Source organism: Microbacterium sp. NPDC055599 (assembly GCF_053618975.1).
This window is the reverse complement of record NZ_JBSHIM010000012.1, coordinates 25,065-48,865: the sequence shown is the minus strand read 5'-3', so window position 1 is coordinate 48,865 and position 23,801 is coordinate 25,065. Positions and strand designations below refer to the sequence as shown.

Below are 23,801 nucleotides of genomic sequence, written 5' to 3'. Positions count from 1 at the left end.
GTGTGTCGGGGCGGGAGCGGCGGGGCATCACAGCCGTGGTCAGAACAGTCCGGGAATCACCTCCTGCTCCAGTTCGGCGTAGGACTCCTCACCAGCGGCGAGGTAGGCGTTCCAGCTCTCGGCGTCCCAGATCTCGGCGTGAGCACCGACTCCGGTCACGATGAGCTCCTTCTGAAGACCGGCGTACTGACGCAGGTGGGCGGGGATGGTGATGCGGTTCTGGCTGTCGGGCATCTCCGCGCTTGCTCCGGAGAGGAACAGGCGCATGAAGTCACGTGCCTGCTTGTTCGCGAGCGGCGCCTGACGGATCCGCTCGTGCATCGCCTCGAACTCGGCCGTGCTGAAGACGTAGAGGCAGCGCTCCTGACCGCGGGTGACGACGATGCCGCCGCCCAGGTCCTCGCGGAACTTCGCGGGAAGGATGACCCGTCCCTTGTCGTCCAGCTTCGGTGAGTGCGTGCCCAGCAGCATCGGCCTTCACCCCCTCTCCGTCCGGCCAACTCGAGGTGCTCCCCACTTTACTCCACTTTGCTCCACTTTCCTATGACGAATGCCCGTAGATTCTGCTCGAAGGACTCCGGGCGCGCCAGAGAACCGCGTGATTACGCGGTGGAGCGGGGTGGAGCGTCAGTGGAGGGTCGTGGAGGCCCAGTGGAGGAAAGAGTCCACACACGGAAAAAGCCCGGATGCAGAGCATCCGGGCTTCTCAGAGAAGGTGAGGCGGGTCACCGTCCGTCTTGGCGGCGATCCCAGCGATCGTTCATGCGATCCATGAAGGAGGAGGAGTCCTGTCGCTTCGCGGTCGAGCGCTGACGCGGCTCGGCCGGCGCCGAGCGACGCACGGGGGTGACCGCGAGCATGACGCCGGCAAGCATGGCCGCGAACCCGATGACCCCGACCACCACACCCCAGACATCGCCGAGGATGACACCGACGACGAGACCGCCGACGCCCGCGAGCAGCAGGAGCGCCCCGTAGACGAGGTTGCGATAGCTGAGTGCGCGGTCACCGGACGGCGCGCTCACCACATCGGCGTCATTGTGAAGGAGATGGCGTTCCATCTCGTCGAGCAGACGTTGCTCCTGTTCGGAGAGTGGCATCTCGTCCCCCTCGGGTATGGTGCACTCCAGTCTACGCTCGACGGGCGTCCGGGGCCAGCGTCAGGCCCCTCCCTTCCTTTACGTATGCTGGGAGTCGTGCCGTCAGCCTCTCCCGTCCCCGACGCCGTCGCCGCCCGACTGGACGGCTTCCTCGCACGCATGCGGGAGGAGTCATCGGCCTACGGGCCGGATGCGGGCGCGTTCCTCGACATGGCGGCGAGCACGCTAGCGGGTGGCAAGCGACTGCGCGCGCGCTTCTGTCATGCCGGGTGGCGTGCCGTCGCCCGTTTCCACGAGCGCACGGCCACCGAGGACGACCGCCTGTGGGATCTGTGCGCGGCCCTCGAGATCTTCCAATCCGCCGCCCTCGTGCACGACGACCTGATCGACAATTCCGACACCAGGCGCGGTCGCCCCGCGGCCCATCGCGCCCTCGAGGCGTCGCACCGCGGCGCCCGCTGGAGCGGAGACGCGGAGGCTTTCGGTCGCGCGGGGGCCGTTCTGCTCGGCGACCTCCTGGTGGCGTGGAGCGACGACCTGCTCGAAGCCGCCCTCGACGGCCATCCGCACGCGAGCGCCGTGCGCGGGGAGTACGCCCGCATGCGACGCGATGTGACCACGGGCCAGTTCCTGGACATCGCAGAGGAGTCCGCCTGGAGCGTCAATCCGGCGGAGGAGCACGCGGAACGCGCGTTGCGCATCGCCTCGCTCAAGTCGGCCAGGTACAGCATCGAGCAGCCGCTCGTCCTCGGTGCCGCCTTCGCCGGCGCAGACCACGAGCAGCTCGCAGCGCTGCGGCGCTTCGGTCACCCGGTCGGGATGGCGTTCCAACTCCGAGACGACGTGCTGGGCGTCTTCGGCGACAGCAGCGTGACGGGCAAGCCGGCCGGCGACGATCTGCGAGAGGGCAAGCGGACGGTTCTGGTCGCGCTGACCCGCGAGGCGCTCGACGCGCCCGCACGCACCATCCTCGATGAGCTGCTCGGCGACCCGGCCCTGAGTGCGCAGCAGGTGGCCGCTCTGCAGTCGACCATCGCGGACTCCGGCGCGCTCGCACGGGTGGAAGACATGATCTCCGCCTACGCCCGCGAGGCGGACAGGGCGCTGACCGGAGCTCCGCTCGACAACGCCGCCGTGGGCGAGCTCCGCGACCTCGGGCGAGCCGCGACAGTGCGCTCTGCCTGAAGCCCGCTCAGGCCAGTGTGCGCGCGAGTCGGCGGACCTCGCTCTTGTGGCCGGCGAGCAGCGACGCGATGGGCGAACGGCCGAGGCTCTCCTCCTCCGCCAGAAGCCAGTCGATGAGCTCGTCATCGCTGAAGCCCGCATCCTGCAGCACGATGACCGTGCCACGCAGGGAGCTCAGCGGGTGCCCATCGACGATGAACACGGACGGCACGGCGAAGACACCGGTACGACGCGATCCGACCAGGTGATGGTCGTCGATCAGTCGACGCACGCGTCCCAGCGGCTCACCGAGAACCTCGACGAGGTCGGGCAGCGTCAACCACTCGACGGGGGCGGTTTCGGGTGAGGCGGCAACGTTCTCAGTCACGATGCCCACTATCTCACCTCGACGTCCCTGACGCATTTCGGCACTTCTGTCACACTTTTCACTTGCGTCACTTCTGTTGACATCTCTATACATCCGTGTCAGCGTGAAGTGCTCGAAAAGGGGGCCCGTCGTGAACCTTCAGACCGCTGCTCGCCGCGCTCGAACCCTGCAGCTGGGGCTGCCCGCCGCGATCGCCGGCGCTCTCGCCGCAACGCTGACAGCCACACCCGCCGTCGCTGCGGCCGACGGCTCGGTCGCGCCGCTCGAACGGCAGCGCACCGCTCCCCCGCGTGGAGTGCCCGCCCAGGTGGCGCCGGCGACCTATGTCGTCCAGCCGGGCGACACCGTGGCGGCCATCGCCGGTCGGTTCGGGCTCCGCACGGTCGATGTCCTGACCTGGAACGGCCTGTCCTGGCGCTCGGTGATCTACCCGGGGCAGACGCTCGTCCTCCAGCCTGCCGCCACTCCCGCTCCGGCGCCTACTCCGGCACCGGCGCCCGCCGCCACCACCGTGCACGCCGTCGTCGCGGGAGACACGGTCTACGCCATCGCGCAGCGCTACGGCACGAGCGTCGATGCGGTCCTGTCCGCGAACGGGCTCACCCGCGCCTCGATCATCTACCCGGGGCAGAGCCTCGCCATCGGCGCGCCCGCGGCTGCGCCCGCCGCGGCACCCGCTCCCGCTCCGGCTCCGGCTCCGGCGCCCGCTCCCGCGGCGACGACGCACACGGTCGCTGCCGGTGACACGCTGTACGGGATCGCCCAGTCCTACGGCACCACGACGCAGGCTCTCTTCGCACTGAACGGTCTCGGGCCGTCGTCGATCATCTACCCCGGGCAGAAGATCGCCGTGCAGGCGGCCGCGGCTCCTGCGCCGGCCACAGCCCCGGCGGCCGCTCCCGCACCGGGAGGTCAACTCAGCGCCGCTCTCACCGCGGAGCAGGCCGGCACCGCCGCCCTCATCATCCGTATCGGTCGCGAGCTCGGCGTGTCCGATCGCGCCATCGCGACGGCGCTCGCGACCGGCATGGTCGAGTCCGGGCTGCGCAACCTGGACTGGGGCGATCGGGATTCGCTCGGCATCTTCCAGCAGCGCCCGAGCACCGGATGGGGCACGCCGGAGCAGATCATGGACGCCGACCGCAGCACCCGCGTGTTCTATGGCGGCCCGAGCGATCCGAACGGCACGGTCACCCGAGGCCTGCTCGACATCCCCGGGTGGGAGAGCCTGTCGTTCACCGCGGCAGCGCAGGCCGTGCAGATCTCCGCCTACCCCGACAAGTACGGGCAGTGGGAGGCTCAGGCCTACGCCTGGCTCGCGCTGTACGGCTGAGATGTCCGGGGAATACGGGGTCCAGGGGTGAGGCGCTCCCGGGGCTTTCAGGCAATCCTCCCTAGAATTCTGACGTGACGACCAATCAGCAGGCCGACCCCCTCATCGGGCGGCTCGTCGACGGTCGGTACCGCGTGCGGGCCCGGATCGCCCGCGGCGGGATGGCCACGGTGTACGTCGCCACGGACCTCCGCCTCGAACGTCGCATCGCCCTGAAGGTCATGCACGCGCACCTCAGCGACGACTCCGCGTTCCAGAGCCGCTTCATCCAGGAGGCGCGCGCCGCGGCACGACTGGCCGACCCGCACGTCGTCAACGTCTTCGACCAGGGTCAGGACGGCGAGCTCGCCTACCTGGTGATGGAGTACCTGCCCGGCATCACCCTGCGTGAACTCCTCCGGGAACAGAAGCGCCTCACGGTCGCACAGACCATCACGATCATGGACGCCGTGCTCGCCGGGCTCTCCGCCGCGCACCGGGCCGGGATCGTGCACCGCGACGTGAAGCCCGAGAACGTGCTGCTCGCCGAGGACGGCCGCATCAAGATCGGCGACTTCGGACTGGCCCGCGCGACCACCGCGAACACCGCGACCGGGCAGCAGCTCCTCGGCACCATCGCCTACCTCGCGCCGGAGCTCGTCACCCGCGGAACGGCCGACGCACGCAGCGACATCTATGCGCTCGGCATCATGCTGTACGAGATGCTCGTGGGCGAGCAGCCCTACAAGGGCGAGCAGCCGATGCAGATCGCGTTCCAGCACGCCACGGAGTCGGTGCCGCGCCCCAGCGTGCGCAATCCCGCCGTTCCCGAGCAGCTGGACGAGCTCGTGCTGTGGGCGACCGAGAAGTCGCCGGACGAGCGGCCGGACGATGCACAGCAGATGCTCGAGCGCCTTCGCGACATCGAGCGCGAGCTCGGCATCTCCCCCGCGGTGACCAGGGCGACCGTTCCCCCCCAGAGCGCCGCCGACTCGGGCGACCTGACCAAGGTGATGCCGGGCACGATGGTGATCCCCGACGCTGTCGCGCCCACCGCCGGCACGGTCGACAACGCCACGATCCTGCGGCGCCGTGCATCCAAGCGCCGCGCCCGCGGAGCCTTCCTCCTGTCCCTCGTGCTGCTGCTGGCCGTGCTCGCCGGCGGCGTCGGCTGGTGGTTCGGCTCCGGCCCCGGCTCGCTCATCGCCGTACCCGCCGTCGCGGGTCAGACGTACGACCAGGCCGCCGCCGAGCTCACCGATGCCGGATTCGTGCCGACGCAGCGCGACGAGTTCTCGGTCGATGTCGACAAGGGCACCGTGATCGAGACCGATCCGGGCGAGGGCTCACGCCTCGACAAGGGGGCGACGGTCGCGGTCGTCGTCTCCGCCGGACCCGCGTCGCACGACATCGCCGCCGTGGCCGGGGTGCCTGCCGACGAGGTGCGCACGGCCCTGGAGGGGGCGAACCTGGAGATCACCGACGACGAGGAGTACTTCACCGACGTCGCCGACGGCTCGGTCATCAACGTGCGCATCACCCCCCGCGCGGGTGGCGACGCCTACGGCTGCGACGAGGGCTGCACGGTCTTCGAGAAGGACACCGCCACCATCCAGATCTCGCGCGGCCCCGTGCCGGATGTGAGCGATATGACCGTGAGCCAGGCGACCGACGCCCTCACCAGCAAGGGCCTCAAGGTCAACGCCGAGAGCCAGTACCAGCCCAGCGACACGATCGGGAAGGACCGCGTCATCGGTATCGCCGAGCGTGGCGAGGAGGGGTCCTGGCGTCCGGGCGAGACCGTGCAGCTCATCGTCTCCCAGGGTCCGCCGCTGTTCGACGTCCCCGACGTGTCAGGGCTGTCCCGCGACGAGGCGACCAAGGCACTGCGTGACGCCGGCTTCAAGTGGGCGTACACGAGCGGCACCGGTCTCCCGGACTCGGTGTGGGATCTGCTGGCCAATCAGAACACGCGCGTCGAGTCGTACAGTCCGACGGACCCGCAGCGGAAGGGCGCGACGATCACGCTCACGATGGGCTTCGCCGGCTGAGTCGGCGCATGACGAAGGGGCCGGAACGATGTTCCGGCCCCTTCGTCATGCAGTGTCCGCGGCGTCAGCGCTTCTCGAGCTCCTCGGCCACCAGGAACGCCAGCTCCAGGGACTGCATGTGGTTCAGGCGCGGGTCGCACAGGCTCTCGTAGCGCGTCGCGAGGGCGGCCTCGTCGATCTGCTCCGAGCCGCCGAGGCACTCGGTCACGTCGTCGCCCGTGAGCTCGACGTGGATGCCGCCCGGGAACGTGCCCACGGAGCGGTGCGCCTCGAAGAAGCCGCGCACCTCGTCGACCACGTCATCGAAGCGCCGCGTCTTGTATCCCGTGGGCGTCGTGATGCCGTTGCCGTGCATGGGGTCGGTGACCCACAGCGGCTGCGCGCCCGACTCGCGGACCGCCTCGAGCAGCGGAGGCAGCGCATCGCGGATCTTGCCGGCACCCATGCGCGTGATGAAGGTCAGTCGTCCGGGCTCGCGCTCGGGGTCGAGCTTGTCGATCAGCGCGAGAGCCGTCTCCGGCGTCGTCGTCGGGCCGAGCTTGACGCCGATCGGGTTGCGGATCTTCGAGAAGTAGTCGACGTGCGCGCCGTCGAGCTCGCGCGTGCGCTCACCGATCCACAGGAAGTGGGCGGACGTGTTGTACGGGGTGTCCGTGCGCGAGTCGATGCGCGTCATCGGCCGCTCGTAATCCATCAGGAGGCCCTCGTGGCCGGTGAAGAACTCGACGCGCTTCAGCTCGTCGAAGTCGGCGCCCGCAGCCTCCATGAACTTGATGGCCCGGTCGATCTCGGCGGCCATGCGCTCGTAGCGCTGGTTGGCCGGGTTCTGCGCGAACCCCTTGTTCCACGAGTGCACCTCGCGCAGATCGGCGAAACCACCCTGCGTGAACGCGCGGATCAGGTTCAGCGTCGACGCGGCCGTGTGGTAGCCCTGCAGCAGACGACCGGGGTCGGCCTGGCGCGAGCCCTCCGTGAAGTCGTAGCCGTTGACGATGTCGCCACGGTACGCCGGCAGGGTGACCTCGCCACGGGTCTCGGTGTCGCTCGAGCGCGGCTTGGCGAACTGCCCGGCCATGCGCCCCATCTTCACGATCGGCATCGACGCCCCGTAGGTGAGCACCACCGCCATCTGCAGCACCGTCTTGATGCGGTTGCGGATCTGCTCCGCGGTCGCGCCCGCGAAGGTCTCGGCGCAGTCGCCGCCCTGGAGCAGGAAAGCCTGGCCGGAGGCGGCACGCGCGAGGCGGTCGCGAAGATTGTCGACCTCCCCCGCGAAGACCAGCGGCGGGAGAGCGGCGATCTGCCGGGAGACGTCGGCGACGCGGTCGGCGTCCGGCCACTGCGGCTGCTGCTTGATGGGAAGCGAGCGCCAGGCATCAAGGGCATCGATGTGGTGCGGGAGCATGCGTCAAGCCTACTGGTCGGCGACGGTGCCGAGATGCGCTGCGGAGGCTATGTGACGCGGGTGGGCAGGCGGTCCTTCACGGTCGAGGCGTAGACGTCTTCGTACTCCTGCTGACCCAGTCGCTGCAGCGCCACCATGATCTCGTCGGTGACGGAGCGCAGGATGTAGCGGTCGTTCTCCATGCCCGCGTAGCGAGAGAAGTCGAGGGGCTCGCCGATCACGATCCCGACCCGCATGATGCGGGGAATGCGTCGACCGATCGGCATCGCGGTGTCGGTGTCGACCATGATCACGGGGACCACGGGGACCTTCGCCTCGAGCGCCATCCGCGCGATGCCGGTGCGTCCGCGGTAGAGCTTGCCGTCGGGGCTGCGCGTCCCCTCCGGATAGATGCCGAGCAGCTCGCCGCCGCCGAGCACCTGCAGTCCCGTGTTGAGCGAAGCCTCCGAGGCCTTGCCGCCCGAGCGGTCGATGGGCAGCTGTCCTGTCGCCTTCATGAAGAACTTCGTCGACCAGCCCTTGAGGCCGCGACCGGTGAAGTAGTCGCTCTTGGCGAGGAACGACATCGGCCGATCGATCACGAGGGGAAGGAAGATGGAGTCGGCGAACGAGAGGTGATTGCTGGCGAGGATCGCCGCACCGCTCGCGGGCACGTTCTTCCGGCCCACGATCCAGGGGCGGAACACCGCCTTGACCACGGGGCCGATCACGACGTACTTCATCAGCCAGTAGAACATCGAGGTGAAGTCTAGCGCCGCTCCGGTGTCCGCCCCAGCCCCGCTCGCACAGGCCGTGCGCGACTCAGTTTCACCCTGAGCGCGACCGGGTGCCATGCCCTAGACTCGGACCAACGCCCGTGCCCGACCGGTACCGAAGGAGCTGCCGTGGTCCAGTTTGAAGTCCCCGCGATCGTCCCCGCCGATCCCGACGCGAACGTCGCCGACCTTCTCGCGGAGCGCGTGCGCGCCACGCCCGACCGCCCCCTCTTCTCCGTCCCCCAGGGCGACGGGTGGCGCGACATCTCCGCCGCCGACTTCCAGACCGCGGTCATCGCCCTGGCGAAGGGCTTCGCGGCCGCCGGCATCCAGCCCGGCGAGAAGGTCGGCTTCCTCGCCAGGACGACCTACGAGTGGACGCTGGTCGACTTCGCCCTGTTCTACGCCGGCGCGGTGATGGTCCCCATCTACGAGACCAGCTCCCCCTCCCAGATCCAGTGGATCCTGGAGGACTCCGGTGCGATCGCGCTCATCGTCGAGTCTCCCGAGCACTTCGCACGCGTCGACGAGGTGCGCAGCGACCTGCCCCTGCTGCGCGAGGTCTGGCAGCTGCACCTCGGCGCGATCGACACCCTCACCGCGCAGGGAGCGTCCGTCTCCGACGAGGAGATCGACCGCCGCCGCACCCTCGCCGTCGCCTCGGACATCGCCACCCTCATCTACACCTCCGGCTCGACCGGGCGCCCCAAGGGGTGTGTGCTCACCCACAGCAACTTCGTCGAGCTGTCCCGCAACGCCGCGAAGGCGCTCGACGAGGTCGTGCAGACGCCCGGCTCCTCCACGCTGCTGTTCATCACCACCGCGCACGTGTTCGCACGCTTCATCTCGATCCTCAACATCCACGCCGGCGTGCGCACGGGTCATCAGCCGGACACGCGCCAGCTGCTGCCGGCACTCGGCTCGTTCAAGCCCACGTTCCTCCTCGCCGTCCCGCGCGTGTTCGAGAAGGTCTACAACTCGGCGGAGCAGAAGGCCGAAGCGGGCGGCAAGGGCAAGATCTTCCGCGCAGCCGCCGACGTCGCGATCGAGCACTCGCGCCTCCTCGAAGAGGGCAAGAAGATCCCGTTCGGCATGAAGCTCAAGTTCGCGCTCTTCAACAAGCTGGTCTACAGCAAGCTGCGCGAGGCCATGGGCGGCAACGTGGTCTACGCGGTGTCGGGCTCGGCTCCCCTCGGCGCCCGCCTCGGCCACTTCTTCCACAGCCTCGGCGTCGTCATCCTCGAGGGCTACGGCCTCACCGAGACCACGGCACCGGCCACCGTGAACCTCGCGGACAAGTCCAAGATCGGCACCGTCGGCCCCGCCCTTCCCGGCGTCGGCATCCGGCTTGCGGACGACGGCGAGATCGAGGTCCGCGGCATCAACGTCTTCAAGGAGTACTGGAACAACCCGGAGGCCACCGCCGAAGCCTTCAGCGAGGGCGGCTGGTTCCACACCGGCGACATCGGCAGCTTCGACTCCGAGGGCTTCCTCACCATCACCGGCCGGAAGAAGGAGATCATCGTCACCGCCGGCGGCAAGAACGTCGCACCCGCCGCACTCGAGGATCCCATCCGCGCGAACCCGATCGTCGGCCAGGTGGTCGTCGTCGGCGATCAGCGCCCGTTCATCTCCGCGCTCGTGACCCTCGACCCCGAGATGCTGCCCACCTGGCTCGCCAACAACGGACTGGACGAGAAGATGTCGCTCGCCGACGCCTCCACCAACCCGGCGGTGCGCGCCGAGGTGCAGCGCGCGGTGGACGCGGCCAACCAGCGGGTCTCGCGGGCCGAGTCGATCCGCAAGTTCACGATCCTCGACTCGGAGTGGACGGAGGCCTCCGGCCACCTCACCCCGAAGCTCTCCATCAAGCGCAACGTCATCATGAACGACTTCGCCGACGAGATCTCCGCGATCTACGACGAGCCGGTCGCCACCACCAACGTCGCCATCGGCGGCTGAGCGGCACCTCAGTCGCAGAAGGGCCCCGCCGCGGCGGGGCCCTTCTTCATGCGGCTAGAACCAGGAGCTCTCGCGCACCTGCCGCATCGCGACCTTGCGCGTCTCCGGGTCGAGCCGGGTGAGGAAGAGCTTGCCGTCGAGGTGGTCCGTCTCGTGCTGGAGCGCCTGGGCCAACAGCCCTTCGCCCTCGAGCACCACAGGCTGCCCGTCGAGATCGATGCCCTCGACCCTGGCCCACGGATGGCGCTGCGCGTCGTGCCATAAGCCCGGCACGGACAGGCACCCCTCCCCCGTGGGCTGGGGTTCCCCGCGGACCTCGGTCAGCACAGGATTGAGGACGTAGCCGATGTCGCCGTCGATGTTGTAGCTGAACGCCCGGACGGCGACGCCGATCTGGTTCGCGGCCACACCGGCCCGTCCGGGGAGCGCGACCGTGTCGACGAGGTCGGCCACCAGGGCGCGGACGCCGTCGTCGATCTCATCGATCGGAGCGCACACCGTTCGCAGGACCGGGTCGCCGAAGATGCGGATCTCGCGGACGGCCATCAGGCGGCCTTCGCCCGCAGGCCCTCGACGAGCAGGGCGGCGAGCTCCCGCGCGGCCGTGCGGGTCTCCGGCTGCAGGTTCGCGAACACGATGCTCCCTCCGCCCGCGATCTGCGGGTCGTACGGGACCCGCACCACGCTGCGCACCCGGGTGGCGAAGTGGGCCTGCAGCTCGTTGAGGCGCACGAGCGGGCTGCCCGGCGTGGACTGGTTGAGCACCACGATCGCGTTGCGCGCCTGCTCGGTGTAGCCGTTGGTCTCCAGCCACGTGAGCGTCTCGGACGCGAGGCGTGCCTCGTCGACGCTGAGACCCGACACGATCACGAGCTGATCGGCGAGATCGAGCGTGGCCGACATCACCGAGTGCACGATGCCGGTACCGGTGTCGGTGAGGACGAGCGAGTAGTAGTGCGCGGCGACCGCGGCGACATCGCGGTAGTCGGTGTCGCTGAAGGCCTCGGCCACGTGCGGGTCGGCGTCGGACGCGAGCACGTCGAGCCTGGTCGCGTCACGAGCCACGATCGCGGAGATGTCGTGGTAGCCGCGCACCTCGTCACGGATACGCACGAGATCGCGCACGGACTTGCCGTGCTGCGGACGGACGACCCGGTCGGCGAGGGTGCCGCGATCCGGGTTCGCGTCCACCGCGATCACGCGGTCCTCGCGGGCATCGGCGAGAGCCATGCCGAGAAGCGCGGTGATGGTGGTCTTGCCCACGCCGCCCTTGCGGGACAGCACGGGGATGAAGCGCGCACCGCCCGTCAGCGGCGCGCCGATGCGCGCCGTGAGCGCCTTGCGTTCGCGGGCCCGTCGGCTGTCACCGATGTTGATCCGCCGACCGGACACCGTATAGAGGAAGTGGCTCCAGCCGCCCTCCGGCTCGGGCTTGGTGACGTGGTGCGGGTCGAGCAGACGGTCGGCCGTCAGCAGATCGGCGGACTCACGCGCGGACTCGCTGAGCTCCCCGAGGCGCTTCGAGGCGAGGGTGACCTCGGCGGCGGGTGCGGGCTGCACCGGCGACGGGGTGACGGATCGGCTGTCGGACGTGGACATCCGTGGCTCCTTCCGGGGCGATGGACCTGGCGAGACGGAGGACGGGGAGGCAGCAGCCCCCGCATCCGCACCAGCCTTCGCGAGGAAGCGGGCGGCGGCCGCCTCCTCCTCGGCGTGCGGGGACGAGACGTCGTCCGAGCCGGGCTCGTCACCCGCGGACGAGTCGTCGAGCACGATCACCTCCCGCACCGCATCGGTCTCGGACCCGGCGGGTCGCTGAGCCCCCTCGTCGATCGCGGCTTTCACGATCGGCTTCTCCGGCGCCGGGGCGGGCGGCGGCGTATCGGACGACACCGGCGACGCCGCCGTCGCCTCTTCCACCGGCGGAGTCACGGGCGTCGAGCTGATCGTGATCGCCGCAGCGGCGATCGGAACAGGGGCGCCCTCGACCGCGACGTCGTCGATGATGAGGTCGCCCACCACCTCGCCGTCCACGACACCGTCATCGACGAGGTCGTCGTCCTCCTCGATCGGCAGCGTCACCCGCACCTGGGCGGTCCCGCCGAGGATGCCGATGCCCGCCGTGTCGATCGACCCGGTGTCGTCCAGCACCCCCAGCGGAATCTCGTCAGGGTCGCCTGTCTTCTTCGTGGTCACGTGTCACTCCAAGCCTGTGCGGGGCCTCGGGTGCGCAACGCAGTGCGCGGCCTCGCCCGCACAAGATTAGTGCGACGGACGGATGACGACCAAAAGATCACCCGCGTCGACCTGCTGGGTCTCGGCGATGGCAAGCCGCTCGATCACGCCGTCGACGGGGGCGGTGATGGCCGCCTCCATCTTCATCGCCTCGATCGATGCCACCGGTTCCCCGGCCCTGACGGCCGCACCGACCTCGACCTTGAGCGTGACCACTCCGGAGAACGGCGCCGCGACCTGACCGGGGACGGACGTGTCGGCCTTCTCCACCTCGTGCGCGTCGACCGCCACGGAGCGGTCGCGGACGAACACCGGACGGAGCTGACCGTTCAGCGTCGTCATCACGGTGCGCATGCCTCTGTCGTCGGCATCGCCGATCGCCTCGAGCCCGACGTACAGCTGCACACCGCGGTCGATCTCGATCAGGTGCTCCTGCCCGGGAACGAGCCCGTACAGGTAGTCGCTCGTGTCGAGCACGGACAGATCGCCGAACAGCTCGCGGCGCTCACGGAATTCGGCGGTCGGCGCCGGGAACAGCAGCGTGTTCAGTCGTGAACGGCGCTGCTCGCTCGATCCGGCGAGATCCGCCTCGTCCTCGGCGGTGAGGGCCGTCAGCCCCGCACGCACCGATCGCCCGGCGAGCACCTTGGAACGGAACGGCTCGGGCCACCCGCCCGGCAGGTCACCGAGCTCGCCTGCCATGAAGCCGACGACGGAGTCCGGCACGTCGTACTTCTCCGGGTTCGCTTCGAAGTCGGCGGGATCGGCCTTCACCGCGGCGAGATGCAGAGCGAGATCTCCGACGACCTTCGAGGAGGGGGTCACCTTCGGCACGCGTCCGAGGATCCGGTCGGCGGCGGCGTACATGTCCTCGATGAGCTCGAAGTCGTCCGCCAGTCCCAGAGCCTTCGCCTGCTGTCGCAGGTTCGACAGCTGACCGCCCGGGATCTCGTGGTGGTAGACCCGCCCCGTGGGTCCCGGCAGCCCGGACTCGAACGGCGCATACTGCCGCCGCACGGCCTCCCAGTACGGCTCGAGATCGGAGACCGCCGCGAGCGACAGCCCGCTGTCGCGCTCGGTGTGCGCGAGCGCGGCCACCAGCGACGACAGCGACGGCTGGCTCGTGGTTCCCGACAGCGGTGCGGAAGCCGCATCGACCGCATCGACGCCCGCCGCGCTGGCCGCGAGGAGCGTCGCCAGCTGCCCGCCCGGGGTGTCGTGGGTGTGCAGGTGCACGGGGAGGTCGAAACGATCGCGCAGCGCCGTCACGAGCTTCGCCGCGGCCGCCGGTCGCAGCAGGCCCGCCATGTCCTTGATCGCGAGGATGTGGGCACCCGCGGCGACGATCTGATCCGCCAGGCCGAGGTAGTAGTCGAGGGTGTAGAGCTCCTCCGCCGGGTCGAGCAGGTCGCCGGTGTAGCACAGCGCGACCTCCGCGACGGCCGTGCCCGTGCTGCGCACCGCCTCGATCGCCGGACGCATCTGCTCGACGTCGTTCAGGGCGTCGAAGATGCGGAAGATGTCGACGCCGCTCGCCGCCGCCTCCGCCACGAACGCCTGTGTCACCGCGGTCGGGTACGGGGTGTAGCCGACCGTGTTGCGTCCTCGCAACAGCATCTGGATCGCCACGTTGGGCAGGGCGGCACGCAGCTTGTCGAGGCGCTCCCACGGGTCTTCGCCGAGGAACCGCAGCGCGACGTCGTAGGTCGCACCGCCCCAGGCCTCGACCGACAGCAGCTCGGGCGTGAGCCGGGCGAGGTAGGGCGCCGCGGCGACGAGGTCCTTCGTGCGCACCCGGGTGGCCAGCAGCGACTGGTGCGCGTCACGGAAGGTGGTGTCGGTGATCGCGAGCGCCGTCTGTGCACGGAGGCTGCGGGCGAACCCCTCGGGGCCGAGGTCGAGCAGACGCTGTCTCGACCCGGACGGCGGCGTCGCGGCGAGGTCGATCACGGGGAGCTTCGTCACCGGGTCGACGACCCCGGGATGCGCGCCGTGCGGCTTGTTGACCGTGACGTCGACGAGCCAGTTGAGGATCTTGGTGCCACGGTCCTTCGACACGCGTCCGCGCAGGAGCTCGGGGCGCTCGTCGATGAAGGAGGTACTGACGTCGCCACGAACGAACGCGGCGTCGTCGAGCAGCGCCTGCAGGAACGGGATGTTGGTCGACACCCCGCGGATGCGGAACTCCGCGAGCGCGCGACGGGCACGGGCCACCGCCGCGGGGAAGTCGCGGCCGCGGCAGGTGAGCTTCGCCAGCATCGAGTCGAAGTGCGGGCTGATCTGCGCGCCCTGGTGCACGGTTCCCCCGTCGAGCCGGATCCCCGCACCACCGGGCGAACGGTAGGTGGTGATCTTCCCGGTGTCGGGACGGAAGCCCTGCGTCGGGTCCTCCGTCGTGATGCGGCACTGGAGCGCCGCACCGCGCAGGTGCAGGTTCTCCTGTTGCAGACCGAGCTCGGCCAGGGTCTGGCCGGCGGCGATGCGCAGCTGGCTCTGCACGAGGTCGACGTCGGTGACCTCCTCCGTCACGGTGTGCTCGACCTGGATGCGCGGGTTCATCTCGATGAACACGACCTCCCCGGCCCGCTCCCCCGCGGTCTCCAGAAGGAACTCCACCGTGCCGGCGTTCTCATAGCCGATCGAGCGTGCGAAGGCCACGGCGTACCCGTGCAGAGCGTGCCGGACGTCGTCGTCGAGGTTCGGCGCGGGGGCGATCTCGACGACCTTCTGATGGCGTCGCTGCACCGAGCAGTCGCGCTCGAACAGATGCACGGTCTCGCCCGTCTTGTCCGCCAGGATCTGCACCTCGATGTGGCGTGGCCGCACGACGGCCTGCTCCAGGAACATGCGGGGGTCGCCGAAGGCGCTGCCGGCCTCACGCATCGCCTCGGCCAGCGCCGGAGCGAGGTCGCCCAGGGTCTCGACGCGCCGCATGCCACGACCGCCGCCACCCGCGACCGCCTTGGCGAACAGCGGGAACCCGATGTCCTCCGCTTGCGCCACCAGGGCGTCGACATCGTCGGAGGCCTCGGTCGATCGGAGCACCGGCACCCCGGCCTCGATCGCGTGGCGCTTGGCCTCGACCTTGTTGCCCGCCATCTCCAGGACCTTCGCGGGCGGCCCGATGAAGACGATGCCGTTCGCGGCAGCCTTCTCCGCCAGCTCCGGGTTCTCGGACAGGAAGCCGTAGCCGGGGTAGATCGCGTCGGCGCCCGACTCGCGGGCGACGCGGATGATCTCGTCGACGTCCAGGTAGGCGCGGACGGGGTGGCCGCGTTCACCGATCTCGTACGCCTCGTCGGCCTTCAGCCGGTGCACCGAACCGCGATCTTCATGGGGGAAGACCGCGACGGTGCGGGCCCCGACCTCCACTGCCGCTCGGAATGCCCGGATCGCGATCTCGCCGCGATTCGCCACAAGGATCTTCTGGAACATGCACACCTCTGAGAGCTCGATGCGCGGCGTCGACGCACACGCATGGGCGGGGCTGAGTGTTCCCCCAGCCTAGGGGAAGGTAACGTGGTGTCCGTGCACGTACTCAGCGTCAGCTCTCTCAAGGGGGGCGTCGGCAAGACGACCGTGACACTCGGGCTGGCCTCCGCGGCTTTCGCTCGGGGCGTCCGGACGCTCGTCGTCGACCTCGATCCGCAGTCCGACGTCTCCACCGGGATGGACATCCAGGTCGCCGGGCGACTCAACGTCGCCGACGTCCTGGCCAACCCTAAGGAGAAGACCGTCCGTCAGGCGATCACCTCCAGCGGCTGGGCCAAGGTCCACCCCGGGACCATCGACGTGCTGATCGGCAGCCCGTCCGCCATCAACTTCGACGGACCGCACCCGAGCGTCCGCGACGTCTGGAAGCTCGAGGAGGCGCTGGCGGCCGTGGAGGCCGACTACGACCTCGTGCTCATCGACTGCGCCCCGTCGCTGAACGCGCTGACCCGCACCGCATGGGCGGCGAGCGACCGCGTGATGGTGGTGACCGAGCCCGGGCTCTTCTCCGTGGCGGCGGCCGACCGCGCGCTGCGCGCCATCGAAGAGATCCGTCGCGGCCTGTCGCCTCGCCTCCAGCCGCTCGGCATCGTGGTGAACCGCGTGCGCCCGCAGTCCATCGAGCACCAGTTCCGCATCAAGGAGCTGCGCGACATGTTCGGTCCCCTCGTGCTCTCCCCCCAGCTGCCCGAGCGCACGTCGCTGCAGCAGGCGCAGGGCGCGGCGAAGCCGCTGCACATCTGGCCGGGCGACTCCGCACAGGAGCTTGCGGCCGACTTCGATCAGCTGCTCGACCGCATCATCCGCACCGGACGGATCCCCGTCCCGGAGAGCGGTCCGCAGAGCTGACGCACGCACGAACGACGAAACGGCCATCCTCTTCGAGGGTGGCCGTTCTTCGTTGGCGTGCGGGGCGCCGCTCAGGCGGTGCGCTTCGCCCGGCGGGCCGACAGTTCGTCGACGGGGTCCGGTACGGTCGGGTCGAATGCGACGAGTGTCGACTCCACCTCGCGGAGCACCTTGCCGACGGCGATGCCGAACACGCCCTGCCCGCGACTGACCAGGTCGATGACCTCGTCGTTGGACGTGCAGAGGTAGACCGAGGCGCCGTCGCTCATGAGGGTGGTTCCCGCGAGGTCGCGGATACCGGCCCGGCGCAGCTCCTCCACCGCGGTGCGGATCTGCTGCAGGGAGATGCCGGTGTCGAGCAGGCTCTTGACGAGCTTGAGGACGAGGATGTCACGGAAGCCGTACAGACGCTGCGATCCGGAGCCACTGGCGCCACGGACGGTGGGCACGACGAGCTCGGTGCGGGCCCAGTAGTCGAGCTGGCGATACGTGATGCCGGCGGCGCGAGCGGCCACGGCGCCGCGGTAGCCGACCTCGTCGTCCATGGCCGGGAGACCGTCGGTGAAGAGGAGTTCGGTCACGAACCGCGGGTCGCCTGCGAGCTCATCCGCATTCATCTGAAATCCTCCCTGGAACGGTTATCTCCACGGTAGAGCAGTGCCCCGGCACCGGCAACGACATCCGCGCGGGGCCGAAGGTGTGTCGCAATCAGTTCGTTACGAAAGGATGCGCGACAGCGCGTCCTTCACGAACAGTGCCCGCACGTCGTCGATCCGTGACGCGAGCTCCGGAGCCAGTTCGCTCGCTCGCGCGCGCGACGGCGCGTCGGTGCGTCGGAGCAGTGTCGACAGTGCCGACTCGATCAGCGACACCTCCCGCTCCGCCCCTTGGCGCAGCGAACGCAGGTGACGCGGCTCGATGCCGTGCCGGTCGAGCGCCACGAGTCCCCGCAGGAGCGCCACCGTGTTCTCCGGATAGGTCTCCTGCGCGGTGATGACGCCGGTGCTGATGGCGTCGTTGAGCAGCTGCGGGCCGGCGCCGGCGGCAGCGAGGAGCTCATCGCGGCGGTAGCGACGCGGCGCGGGTGAGATCGACGGCGGCGGCACGAGGGCAGCGGCATCGCCGGTCGCCTCGGCCTGATCGAGCTGCTCGCGGATCACGCTCAGTGGAAGGTAGTGGTCGCGCTGGAGCGTGAGCCCGAGGCGCAGCCGCTCGATGTCGGCGGTGGAGAACTTGCGGTACCCCGACTCGGTGCGCGACGGGCGCACGATGCCCTGCACCTCGAGGAACCGCAGCTTGCTGGAGGTCAGGTCGGGGAACTCCGGCGTGAGGCGAGCGAGCACCTGACCGATACTCAGCAGGCCCGCGGACGACGAGCGTTCGCGGGCGGAAGTCGCCGCCATCAGGCGTTCGCCGCCGGACGATCGAGGGGCGAGGCGAAGAAGTTCAGCCGGAACTTGCCGACACGGAGCTCGGCACCGTCGGTGAGCGTGCTGCGGTCGACGCGCTCCCCGTTCACGTAGGTGCCGTTGAGCGACCGCTGGTCGATGATCTCGAACGCGGCGCCGTTGCGCGTGATCTCCGCGTGCCGACGAGACACGGTCACGTCATCGAAGAAGATGTCGGCCTCGGGGTGGCGGCCGACGGTGGTCACGTCGGTGTCGAGCAGGTAGCGTGCCCCGGCCAGGGCGCCCGAACGGACCAGCAGCAAAGCCGAGCCGGAGGGCAGCGCCGAGATGGCCGACTGCTCGACATCTGTCAACTCCACGCCGAACGGCACGAACGACAGGTCGGAATCGTGTCCGAACGTCTGCGTCACATCGTGCTTCTGGTCGCCGGAGCGATGGATGGCGGCTTCACCGGCCGGTCGGCTGTCGCTGTCTGTCACTGTGCCCTCCTGACTGTCCAGACTAACGGATGCCGCAGGCCCCCGGGGAGGTCGCTTTCGCACTCAGCCGTCGCATACCGGTGATTCATAGGGTGGAGGGGTGAAGACCAAAGCCCTGCGCCACCCGGCCACCCCGATCGCCCTCGCCGCGGCCCTCCTCGCCGCCTTCCTCGTGCTCTTCTCCCCCCTCTCCGCCTCGGCACACGACGCCCTGGTGTCGTCGTCGCCCGCAGCGGACTCCTCGGTCGAGACGGTTCCCTCCGAGCTCACCCTCACCTTCAGCGCGAAGCTGATCGACGGCGAGGGCGCGACCGAGGTGGTCGTGACCGACCCCTCCGGCGCGACGGTCACCGAAGGGCCGGCGACCGTGGACGGCGCGATCGTCACGCAGCCGCTCAGCGGCAGCGGCCCCGCCGGCGCCTATCACGTGGTGTGGAAGGTCGTGTCCAGCGACGGTCATCCCACCTCCGGCGAGTTCTCCTTCACGGTCACCGCCGGCGACGAGGCAGCGACCGACGCGCCGACCACCGCCCCCGCGACCACCGCTCCCGCCACCGCGGCCCCGACCGACCAGACCCCGACGCCCGCATCCCCCGCCCCGACGGCACCCGACGACGCGGGCGCATCGGCGTGGATCTGGGTGCTCGTGGTCCTCGCCGTCCTGATCGTGATCGGCGTCGCCGTGTGGCTGACGATGCGCCGTCGCGGCGGCACCGCTCCGTCCGATTCCGACGCCCCCACCGAGCGATAGGCTTAAGGCATGCCACACTACGACGTCGTCATCCTTGGTGCAGGTCCTGGCGGATACGTCGCTGCGGTTCGCAGCGCACAGCTCGGCCTGTCCACCGCGATCATCGAGGAGAAGTACTGGGGTGGTGTGTGCCTCAACGTCGGCTGCATCCCCTCCAAGGCGCTCCTGAAGAACGCGGAGCTCGCGCACACTCTGAAGCACAAGGCCGACTTCTTCGGCATCTCCGGCGACTTCACCATCGACTACGGCAAGGCGTTCGACCGCAGCCGCGTCGTGGCCGACGGGCGCGTCAAGGGCATCCACTTCCTCATGAAGAAGAACAAGGTGACCGAGTACGACGGGCGCGGCACGTTCACCGGCCCGAAGGCCATCTCGGTGGCCAAGGCCGACGGCACGACCGAAGAGGTCACGTTCGACAACGCGATCATCGCGACGGGCTCCAAGGTGCGTCTGCTTCCGGGCGTGCAGCTGAGCGACAACGTGGTGACGTACGAGGAGCAGATCCTCTCCCGTGAGCTGCCGAAGTCCATCGTGATCGTCGGCGCCGGCGCGATCGGCATGGAGTTCGCCTACGTGATGACGAACTACGGCGTGAAGGTCACGATCATCGAGTTCCTCGACCGTGCGCTCCCCAACGAGGACGCCGATGTGTCGAAGGAGATCACGAAGCAGTACAAGAACTACGGCGTCGACATCCTCACCTCCACCAAGGTCGAGTCGGTCGTCGACAACGGCTCGTCCGTCACCGTGTCGTACACGGGCAAGGATGGCCAGCAGAGCTCGATCGAGGCCGACAAGGTGCTCATGTCGGTCGGGTTCGCCCCGAACGTCGAGGGCTTCGGGCTCGAGAACACGGGCGTGAAGCTCACCGAGCGCGGCGCGATCGACATCGACGACCACATGCGCACCAACGTCGAGGGCATCTACGCCATCGGCGACGTGACGGCCAAGCTGCAGCTCGCCCACGTGGCCGAGGCGCAGGGCGTGGTCGCGGCCGAGACCATCGGCGGCGCGGAGACGATGACCCTGGGCGACTACCGAATGATGCCGCGCGCGACGTTCTGCTCGCCGCAGGTCGCGTCGTTCGGGCTCACCGAGCAGCAGGCGAAGGACGAGGGGCGCGAGATCAAGGTCGCGACGTTCCCGTTCATGGCCAACGGCAAGGCGCACGGCCTCGGCGAGCCGGTCGGCTTCGTCAAGCTCATCGCCGACGCCGAGCACCTCGAGCTCATCGGTGCGCACATGATCGGCCCCGACGTGTCGGAGCTGCTGCCCGAGCTCACGCTCGCCCAGAAGTGGGACCTCACGGCGCTCGAGCTGGCACGCAACGTGCACACGCACCCGACGCTGTCGGAGGCCCTGCAGGAGGGCTTCCACGGCCTCGCCGGCCACATGATCAACTTCTGATCGCACGCACACGAAGGCCCGGTCCGCTCTCACGGACCGGGCCTTCGTGCGTCAGAGACCGTGCATCGTGAGGAGGCCGGTCGTCCATGCGCGCAGCGCCGGTGAGCCGAGCGTGCGGACCAGGGACTCCCGGCCTGCGACGACCGGCACCGGCGCGGGGGCGCCCATCGCCATGAAGAACGCCGAGCGCCGCTGGGCCCGCGCGGCGGCCGTCCGCGTGCGACGGGCGAAGGCGTCGAGGTCGGGCCTGTCGCCCGGCTCGGTGTCGCGCAGGACGGCGGCAAGCCGGAGCGCAGCCGTCCAGCCGAGGTTCATGCCCTGACCCCCGATCGGGCTCACCTCGTGCGCCGCATCGCCCAGGAGCACCACGCGCCCCCGGTGCACCCGCTCCGCCACATGCTGCGCGGCGACGAAGGACGACACCGTGGCGCGGTCGTCCACGACCGGCCGCTGCCCGGTGCGCGCCGCGATGACCGCCGCGAGCTCGGCCGCGGACGCCGCCGGACCACCCTGACCCTCGCGCACCACCCACCGCCGACGGCCGCCGGGGAGGGGGAACGACTCCACGAGGCCGTCCGGCTCGAAGAACAGCACCGCGCGGTCGTCGGTCGTCGGCGCCTCCACGTCGAGCATCGCGTAGCGCGCCCGCCCCGGTCGGCGCGCCCAGCCCACCCCGAACGCGCGACGCAGACGACTGCGCACACCGTCGGCGACCACGACCATCGACGCCGTCTCCTCGCGCCGCCCGTCGGTGCCGTCGACGCCCACCCGCACGACCGTGCCGTCATCGCGCACCGAGCGGACGGTCGAGCCCAGGCCCAGCGCATCCCCCTGCAGACGCTGCAACCTCTCCCGCAGCAGCCCCTCCGTCCGCGGCTGCGGCAGTGTGTAGACGGGTCGGTCCGCGGTGAAGTCCAGTGACGCGAGGCGCCGCCCCCTGCTGCGCACCTCGCCGCCCGTCAGTCGCAGCGCCTCCGCTCGCACTGCTGTGCCCACCCCTGCCGCGTCGAGGGCGTCGAGCCCCGGACGGTGGATGCCGATCGCGCGCGTCCGCCGTCCGGGCTCCGCGCGCTGCTCGTGCACGCGCACCCGCCGACCGTCCTGTGCCAGCAGGCACGCCACGAGCAGCCCGACGGGGCCGCCGCCGACCACGAGCACGTCATGTTCCGGCACGCGGCGCCTCCCACCGCAGCTCCAGTCGCGCGGGAAGACGACTGCGCACGCTCCATCCCGACGGCGCCAGTGCGGCGAGCTCCCGCGCGGTGTACGAGCGCCGGATACTGCGCAGACCGTCCACGCGGATGAAGGAACCGGCGAGCAGTGTGCGGGAGAGCGGCCACGTGGCACCCGCAAAAGCCGTGTAGGCCAGGCGGCCGCGCGCGATGTCGTGATGCGAGACCAGCCCGCCCGGAGCGGCGAGGGCCTGCGAGTCGCGCAGCACCGCGTCGAACTCCCCGGCATCCAGGTGATGCAGCACGTGATTCGACAGCACCACGTCGTACCGATCGCCCTTCTCGACCAGCTCGGACGACAGCGCACACCGGTAGCGGACGCCCAGCCCCGCGTCGTGCGCTGACGCCCACCGGATCGCGCGCTCATCCGCATCCAGCGCCGTGACGTCAGCCTCGAGCCCGTCCCGCCGCAGCCGCCGCACGAGAAGGCGGCACAGATCCCCGCCGCCCGAACCGATGTCCAGGATGCGGATCCGGCGGGCGGCCGCGCGCGGGCGGATGTCCTGACGGTAGAGGCGTCCGGGCCGGGAGACCACCGCGTTCACGGCACCGAACCGCTGGTACGTGCGACCGAGCATCTCCTCATCGGCCTGCGGGTCGTCCATCAGCTCCCGCACGTCGGTCGCGCGGACCCGGAGATCCACGCTCATGAAGCCGCCGGGGCGACCACGGTCAGCAGCGCGCTCTCCGCCGTGAGACCGGGGCCGAACGCCATCGCCGCCACGCGGTCGCCCGGCTCGGCCCCCTCGCGCTCCAGGATCCGCTTCAGCACGAACAACACGGTCGCACTCGACATGTTGCCGTACTCGCGCAGCGTCTCGCGCGCTGGTCGCAGCTGTGCGTCGCTCAGCGCCATCCGCTCCTGCACCCTGTCGAGGATGCTCCGCCCGCCGGGATGGATCGCCCAGTGCCGCACCTGTTCACCCACCCGTCCGGCGGCGAACGCCTCCGCGAGGCCGTCCTCCCGGGAGTAGAGCGGGCCCAGCGCCCCGATGATGGACGCGCCGATGATCTGCGGCACCGCGGTCGACAGGATCATCTCGAACCCCGAGTCGCCGATCGTCCAGGCCATGTCGTCCACGCCCTCCGGGACGATCGCGGTGTGGAAGCCGTCGAGGCGGAGCGCGGGAACGGACGAGGGGAGGTCGCGCGCGGTGACGACGCCCGCTGCAGCGCCGTCGGCGAAGAGCGAGGAGGCCACGATCGTGTCCGGATCCTCCGAGGAGCGCAGGTGCAGGGTGCAGAGCTCCACGCTCACGACCAGCACGACCGCGTTCTCATCGGCCGCGCAGAACTGAGCAGCGGCCCGCAGCGCCGGCATGGAGGCGTAACAGCCCATGAAGCCCAGGTGATAGCGCTGGACCGCATCAGACAGGCCGAGCCCCCGCACGATCTCGTACTCCGGTCCCGGTGCGTGGAAGCCCGTGCACGACACCGTGATCACGTGCGTGACATCGGCGGCGGTCACGTCGGGATCCGCGTCGAGCGCGCGACGGGCGGCCTCGACGAAGAGCCGCGAGGCCTCCCGCGTGTAGTAGTCGTTGCGTGCTTTCGTGCCCGGTGCGAGCAGTCGACCGGAGCGGCGGTCGTAGAACAGCGGCTCGTCCGGCTCCGCCCCCTCGGCGAGTTCATCGATCACGGTGTGCCGTGTGTCGATCCCCGACACGCGGAACGAGGTCGACACGATGCGCTGAGCCAGCCGACCGAGACCGGGCTGGGCGGCGAAGACCTCACGCACCTGCTCCTGCACGAGAACGGTCTCGGGGACGATCGTCTGCAGCGATCGAAGCACAGGCGGTCGGCTCATGGGC

At 69.9% G+C, this 23,801-nt stretch carries 21 protein-coding genes; 7 read left to right on the top strand and 14 right to left on the bottom strand.

The window, feature by feature from the left end:
* Window positions 1-39 precede the first annotated feature (39 nt).
* Entirely contained in the window at window positions 40-471 is a 432-nt protein-coding gene (mraZ, locus tag ACWGQ1_RS12855) for a division/cell wall cluster transcriptional repressor MraZ (RefSeq protein ID WP_136031306.1), read from the bottom strand.
* 254 nt (window positions 472-725) lie between these two features.
* Window positions 726-1,100 carry a DUF3040 domain-containing protein gene (locus ACWGQ1_RS12850; protein ID WP_136031304.1) on the bottom strand — a complete coding sequence of 125 codons (375 nt, stop codon included), beginning with the start codon at window positions 1,098-1,100 and terminating at the stop codon, window positions 726-728.
* A gap of 96 nt (window positions 1,101-1,196) precedes the next feature.
* On the opposite strand from ACWGQ1_RS12850, the gene ACWGQ1_RS12845 reads away from it, so the two are divergent.
* Window positions 1,197-2,285, top strand: a complete 1,089-nt coding sequence (locus ACWGQ1_RS12845) for a polyprenyl synthetase family protein (RefSeq protein ID WP_240753216.1) — start codon at window positions 1,197-1,199, stop codon at window positions 2,283-2,285.
* A gap of 7 nt (window positions 2,286-2,292) precedes the next feature.
* Here the strand turns inward: ACWGQ1_RS12845 and ACWGQ1_RS12840 are convergent, their stop codons facing one another.
* Window positions 2,293-2,661 carry an Rv2175c family DNA-binding protein gene (locus ACWGQ1_RS12840; protein WP_452313084.1) on the bottom strand — a complete coding sequence of 123 codons (369 nt, stop codon included), beginning with the start codon at window positions 2,659-2,661 and terminating at the stop codon, window positions 2,293-2,295.
* Between the two features lie 121 nt (window positions 2,662-2,782).
* On the opposite strand from ACWGQ1_RS12840, the gene ACWGQ1_RS12835 reads away from it, so the two are divergent.
* Together ACWGQ1_RS12835 and pknB are read left to right on the top strand one after the other, a co-directional pair.
* Window positions 2,783-3,985 carry a LysM peptidoglycan-binding domain-containing protein gene (locus ACWGQ1_RS12835; RefSeq protein WP_452313083.1) on the top strand — a complete coding sequence of 401 codons (1,203 nt, stop codon included), beginning with the start codon at window positions 2,783-2,785 and terminating at the stop codon, window positions 3,983-3,985.
* 74 nt (window positions 3,986-4,059) lie between these two features.
* Window positions 4,060-6,015: a Stk1 family PASTA domain-containing Ser/Thr kinase gene (gene pknB, locus ACWGQ1_RS12830; protein ID WP_136045636.1), complete on the top strand. Its 1,956-nt coding sequence runs from the start codon at window positions 4,060-4,062 to the stop codon at window positions 6,013-6,015.
* A gap of 64 nt (window positions 6,016-6,079) precedes the next feature.
* Here the strand turns inward: pknB and ACWGQ1_RS12825 are convergent, their stop codons facing one another.
* Both ACWGQ1_RS12825 and ACWGQ1_RS12820 read right to left on the bottom strand, forming a co-directional pair.
* Window positions 6,080-7,420: a class II 3-deoxy-7-phosphoheptulonate synthase gene (locus tag ACWGQ1_RS12825; protein ID WP_136031294.1), complete on the bottom strand. Its 1,341-nt coding sequence runs from the start codon at window positions 7,418-7,420 to the stop codon at window positions 6,080-6,082.
* A gap of 47 nt (window positions 7,421-7,467) precedes the next feature.
* Window positions 7,468-8,157: a lysophospholipid acyltransferase family protein gene (locus tag ACWGQ1_RS12820; RefSeq protein WP_136037280.1), complete on the bottom strand. Its 690-nt coding sequence runs from the start codon at window positions 8,155-8,157 to the stop codon at window positions 7,468-7,470.
* Window positions 8,158-8,304: 147 nt separating this feature from the next.
* Between ACWGQ1_RS12820 and ACWGQ1_RS12815 the strand changes: the two genes are divergently transcribed.
* On the top strand, window positions 8,305-10,137 hold the full coding sequence (locus ACWGQ1_RS12815) for an AMP-dependent synthetase/ligase (protein WP_136045637.1): 1,833 nt from the start codon (window positions 8,305-8,307) through the stop codon (window positions 10,135-10,137).
* A gap of 54 nt (window positions 10,138-10,191) precedes the next feature.
* Here the strand turns inward: ACWGQ1_RS12815 and def are convergent, their stop codons facing one another.
* From def to ACWGQ1_RS12800, 3 genes are all read right to left on the bottom strand, one after another.
* Window positions 10,192-10,683, bottom strand: coding sequence for a peptide deformylase (gene def, locus ACWGQ1_RS12810; protein WP_136045638.1), 492 nt, complete (start codon window positions 10,681-10,683; stop codon window positions 10,192-10,194).
* Window positions 10,683-12,332 (bottom strand): nucleotide-binding protein, encoded by a 1,650-nt coding sequence (locus tag ACWGQ1_RS12805; RefSeq protein WP_452313082.1) that lies wholly within the window; start codon window positions 12,330-12,332, stop codon window positions 10,683-10,685. The genes def and ACWGQ1_RS12805 overlap by 1 nt, the downstream gene beginning before the upstream one ends.
* A gap of 66 nt (window positions 12,333-12,398) precedes the next feature.
* A complete protein-coding gene (locus ACWGQ1_RS12800) occupies window positions 12,399-15,806 on the bottom strand; it encodes a pyruvate carboxylase (protein WP_136031285.1) in 3,408 nt (1,135 codons plus the stop codon).
* Between the two features lie 93 nt (window positions 15,807-15,899).
* Here ACWGQ1_RS12800 and ACWGQ1_RS12795 point away from each other — a divergent pair, with 93 nt between their 5' ends.
* The gene (locus ACWGQ1_RS12795; protein WP_136031283.1) at window positions 15,900-16,712 is read left to right on the top strand and encodes a ParA family protein; all 813 of its coding nucleotides are present in this window, start codon (window positions 15,900-15,902) and stop codon (window positions 16,710-16,712) included.
* 71 nt (window positions 16,713-16,783) lie between these two features.
* Here the strand turns inward: ACWGQ1_RS12795 and ACWGQ1_RS12790 are convergent, their stop codons facing one another.
* The 3 genes from ACWGQ1_RS12790 to ACWGQ1_RS12780 form a co-directional block, all read right to left on the bottom strand.
* The gene (locus tag ACWGQ1_RS12790) at window positions 16,784-17,329 is read right to left on the bottom strand and encodes a MerR family transcriptional regulator (protein ID WP_136045639.1); all 546 of its coding nucleotides are present in this window, start codon (window positions 17,327-17,329) and stop codon (window positions 16,784-16,786) included.
* 99 nt (window positions 17,330-17,428) lie between these two features.
* Window positions 17,429-18,115 (bottom strand): transcriptional regulator FtsR, encoded by a 687-nt coding sequence (gene ftsR, locus ACWGQ1_RS12785; protein WP_136031278.1) that lies wholly within the window; start codon window positions 18,113-18,115, stop codon window positions 17,429-17,431.
* Entirely contained in the window at window positions 18,115-18,600 is a 486-nt protein-coding gene (locus ACWGQ1_RS12780; RefSeq protein ID WP_136031276.1) for an FHA domain-containing protein, read from the bottom strand. Before ACWGQ1_RS12780 ends, ftsR begins: the two co-directional genes overlap by 1 nt.
* A 100-nt stretch (window positions 18,601-18,700) precedes the next feature.
* Here ACWGQ1_RS12780 and ACWGQ1_RS12775 point away from each other — a divergent pair, with 100 nt between their 5' ends.
* Window positions 18,701-19,351 carry a copper resistance CopC family protein gene (locus ACWGQ1_RS12775; protein WP_247981865.1) on the top strand — a complete coding sequence of 217 codons (651 nt, stop codon included), beginning with the start codon at window positions 18,701-18,703 and terminating at the stop codon, window positions 19,349-19,351.
* Between the two features lie 9 nt (window positions 19,352-19,360).
* Window positions 19,361-20,758 carry a dihydrolipoyl dehydrogenase gene (gene lpdA / locus ACWGQ1_RS12770; protein WP_136031272.1) on the top strand — a complete coding sequence of 466 codons (1,398 nt, stop codon included), beginning with the start codon at window positions 19,361-19,363 and terminating at the stop codon, window positions 20,756-20,758.
* 51 nt (window positions 20,759-20,809) lie between these two features.
* On the opposite strand, the gene ACWGQ1_RS12765 is transcribed toward lpdA, so the two are convergent.
* The 3 genes from ACWGQ1_RS12765 to ACWGQ1_RS12755 are packed head-to-tail and all read right to left on the bottom strand — an operon-like array spanning window position 20,810 to window position 23,797.
* Window positions 20,810-21,931 (bottom strand): FAD-dependent monooxygenase, encoded by a 1,122-nt coding sequence (locus ACWGQ1_RS12765; RefSeq protein ID WP_452313081.1) that lies wholly within the window; start codon window positions 21,929-21,931, stop codon window positions 20,810-20,812.
* The gene (locus ACWGQ1_RS12760) at window positions 21,918-22,640 is read right to left on the bottom strand and encodes a methyltransferase domain-containing protein (RefSeq protein ID WP_452313080.1); all 723 of its coding nucleotides are present in this window, start codon (window positions 22,638-22,640) and stop codon (window positions 21,918-21,920) included. The genes ACWGQ1_RS12765 and ACWGQ1_RS12760 overlap by 14 nt, the downstream gene beginning before the upstream one ends.
* Complete coding sequence (locus ACWGQ1_RS12755) at window positions 22,637-23,797, bottom strand: type III polyketide synthase (protein WP_136045486.1); 1,161 nt, start codon at window positions 23,795-23,797, stop codon at window positions 22,637-22,639. The genes ACWGQ1_RS12760 and ACWGQ1_RS12755 overlap by 4 nt, the downstream gene beginning before the upstream one ends.
* Window positions 23,798-23,801: the final 4 nt, after the last annotated feature.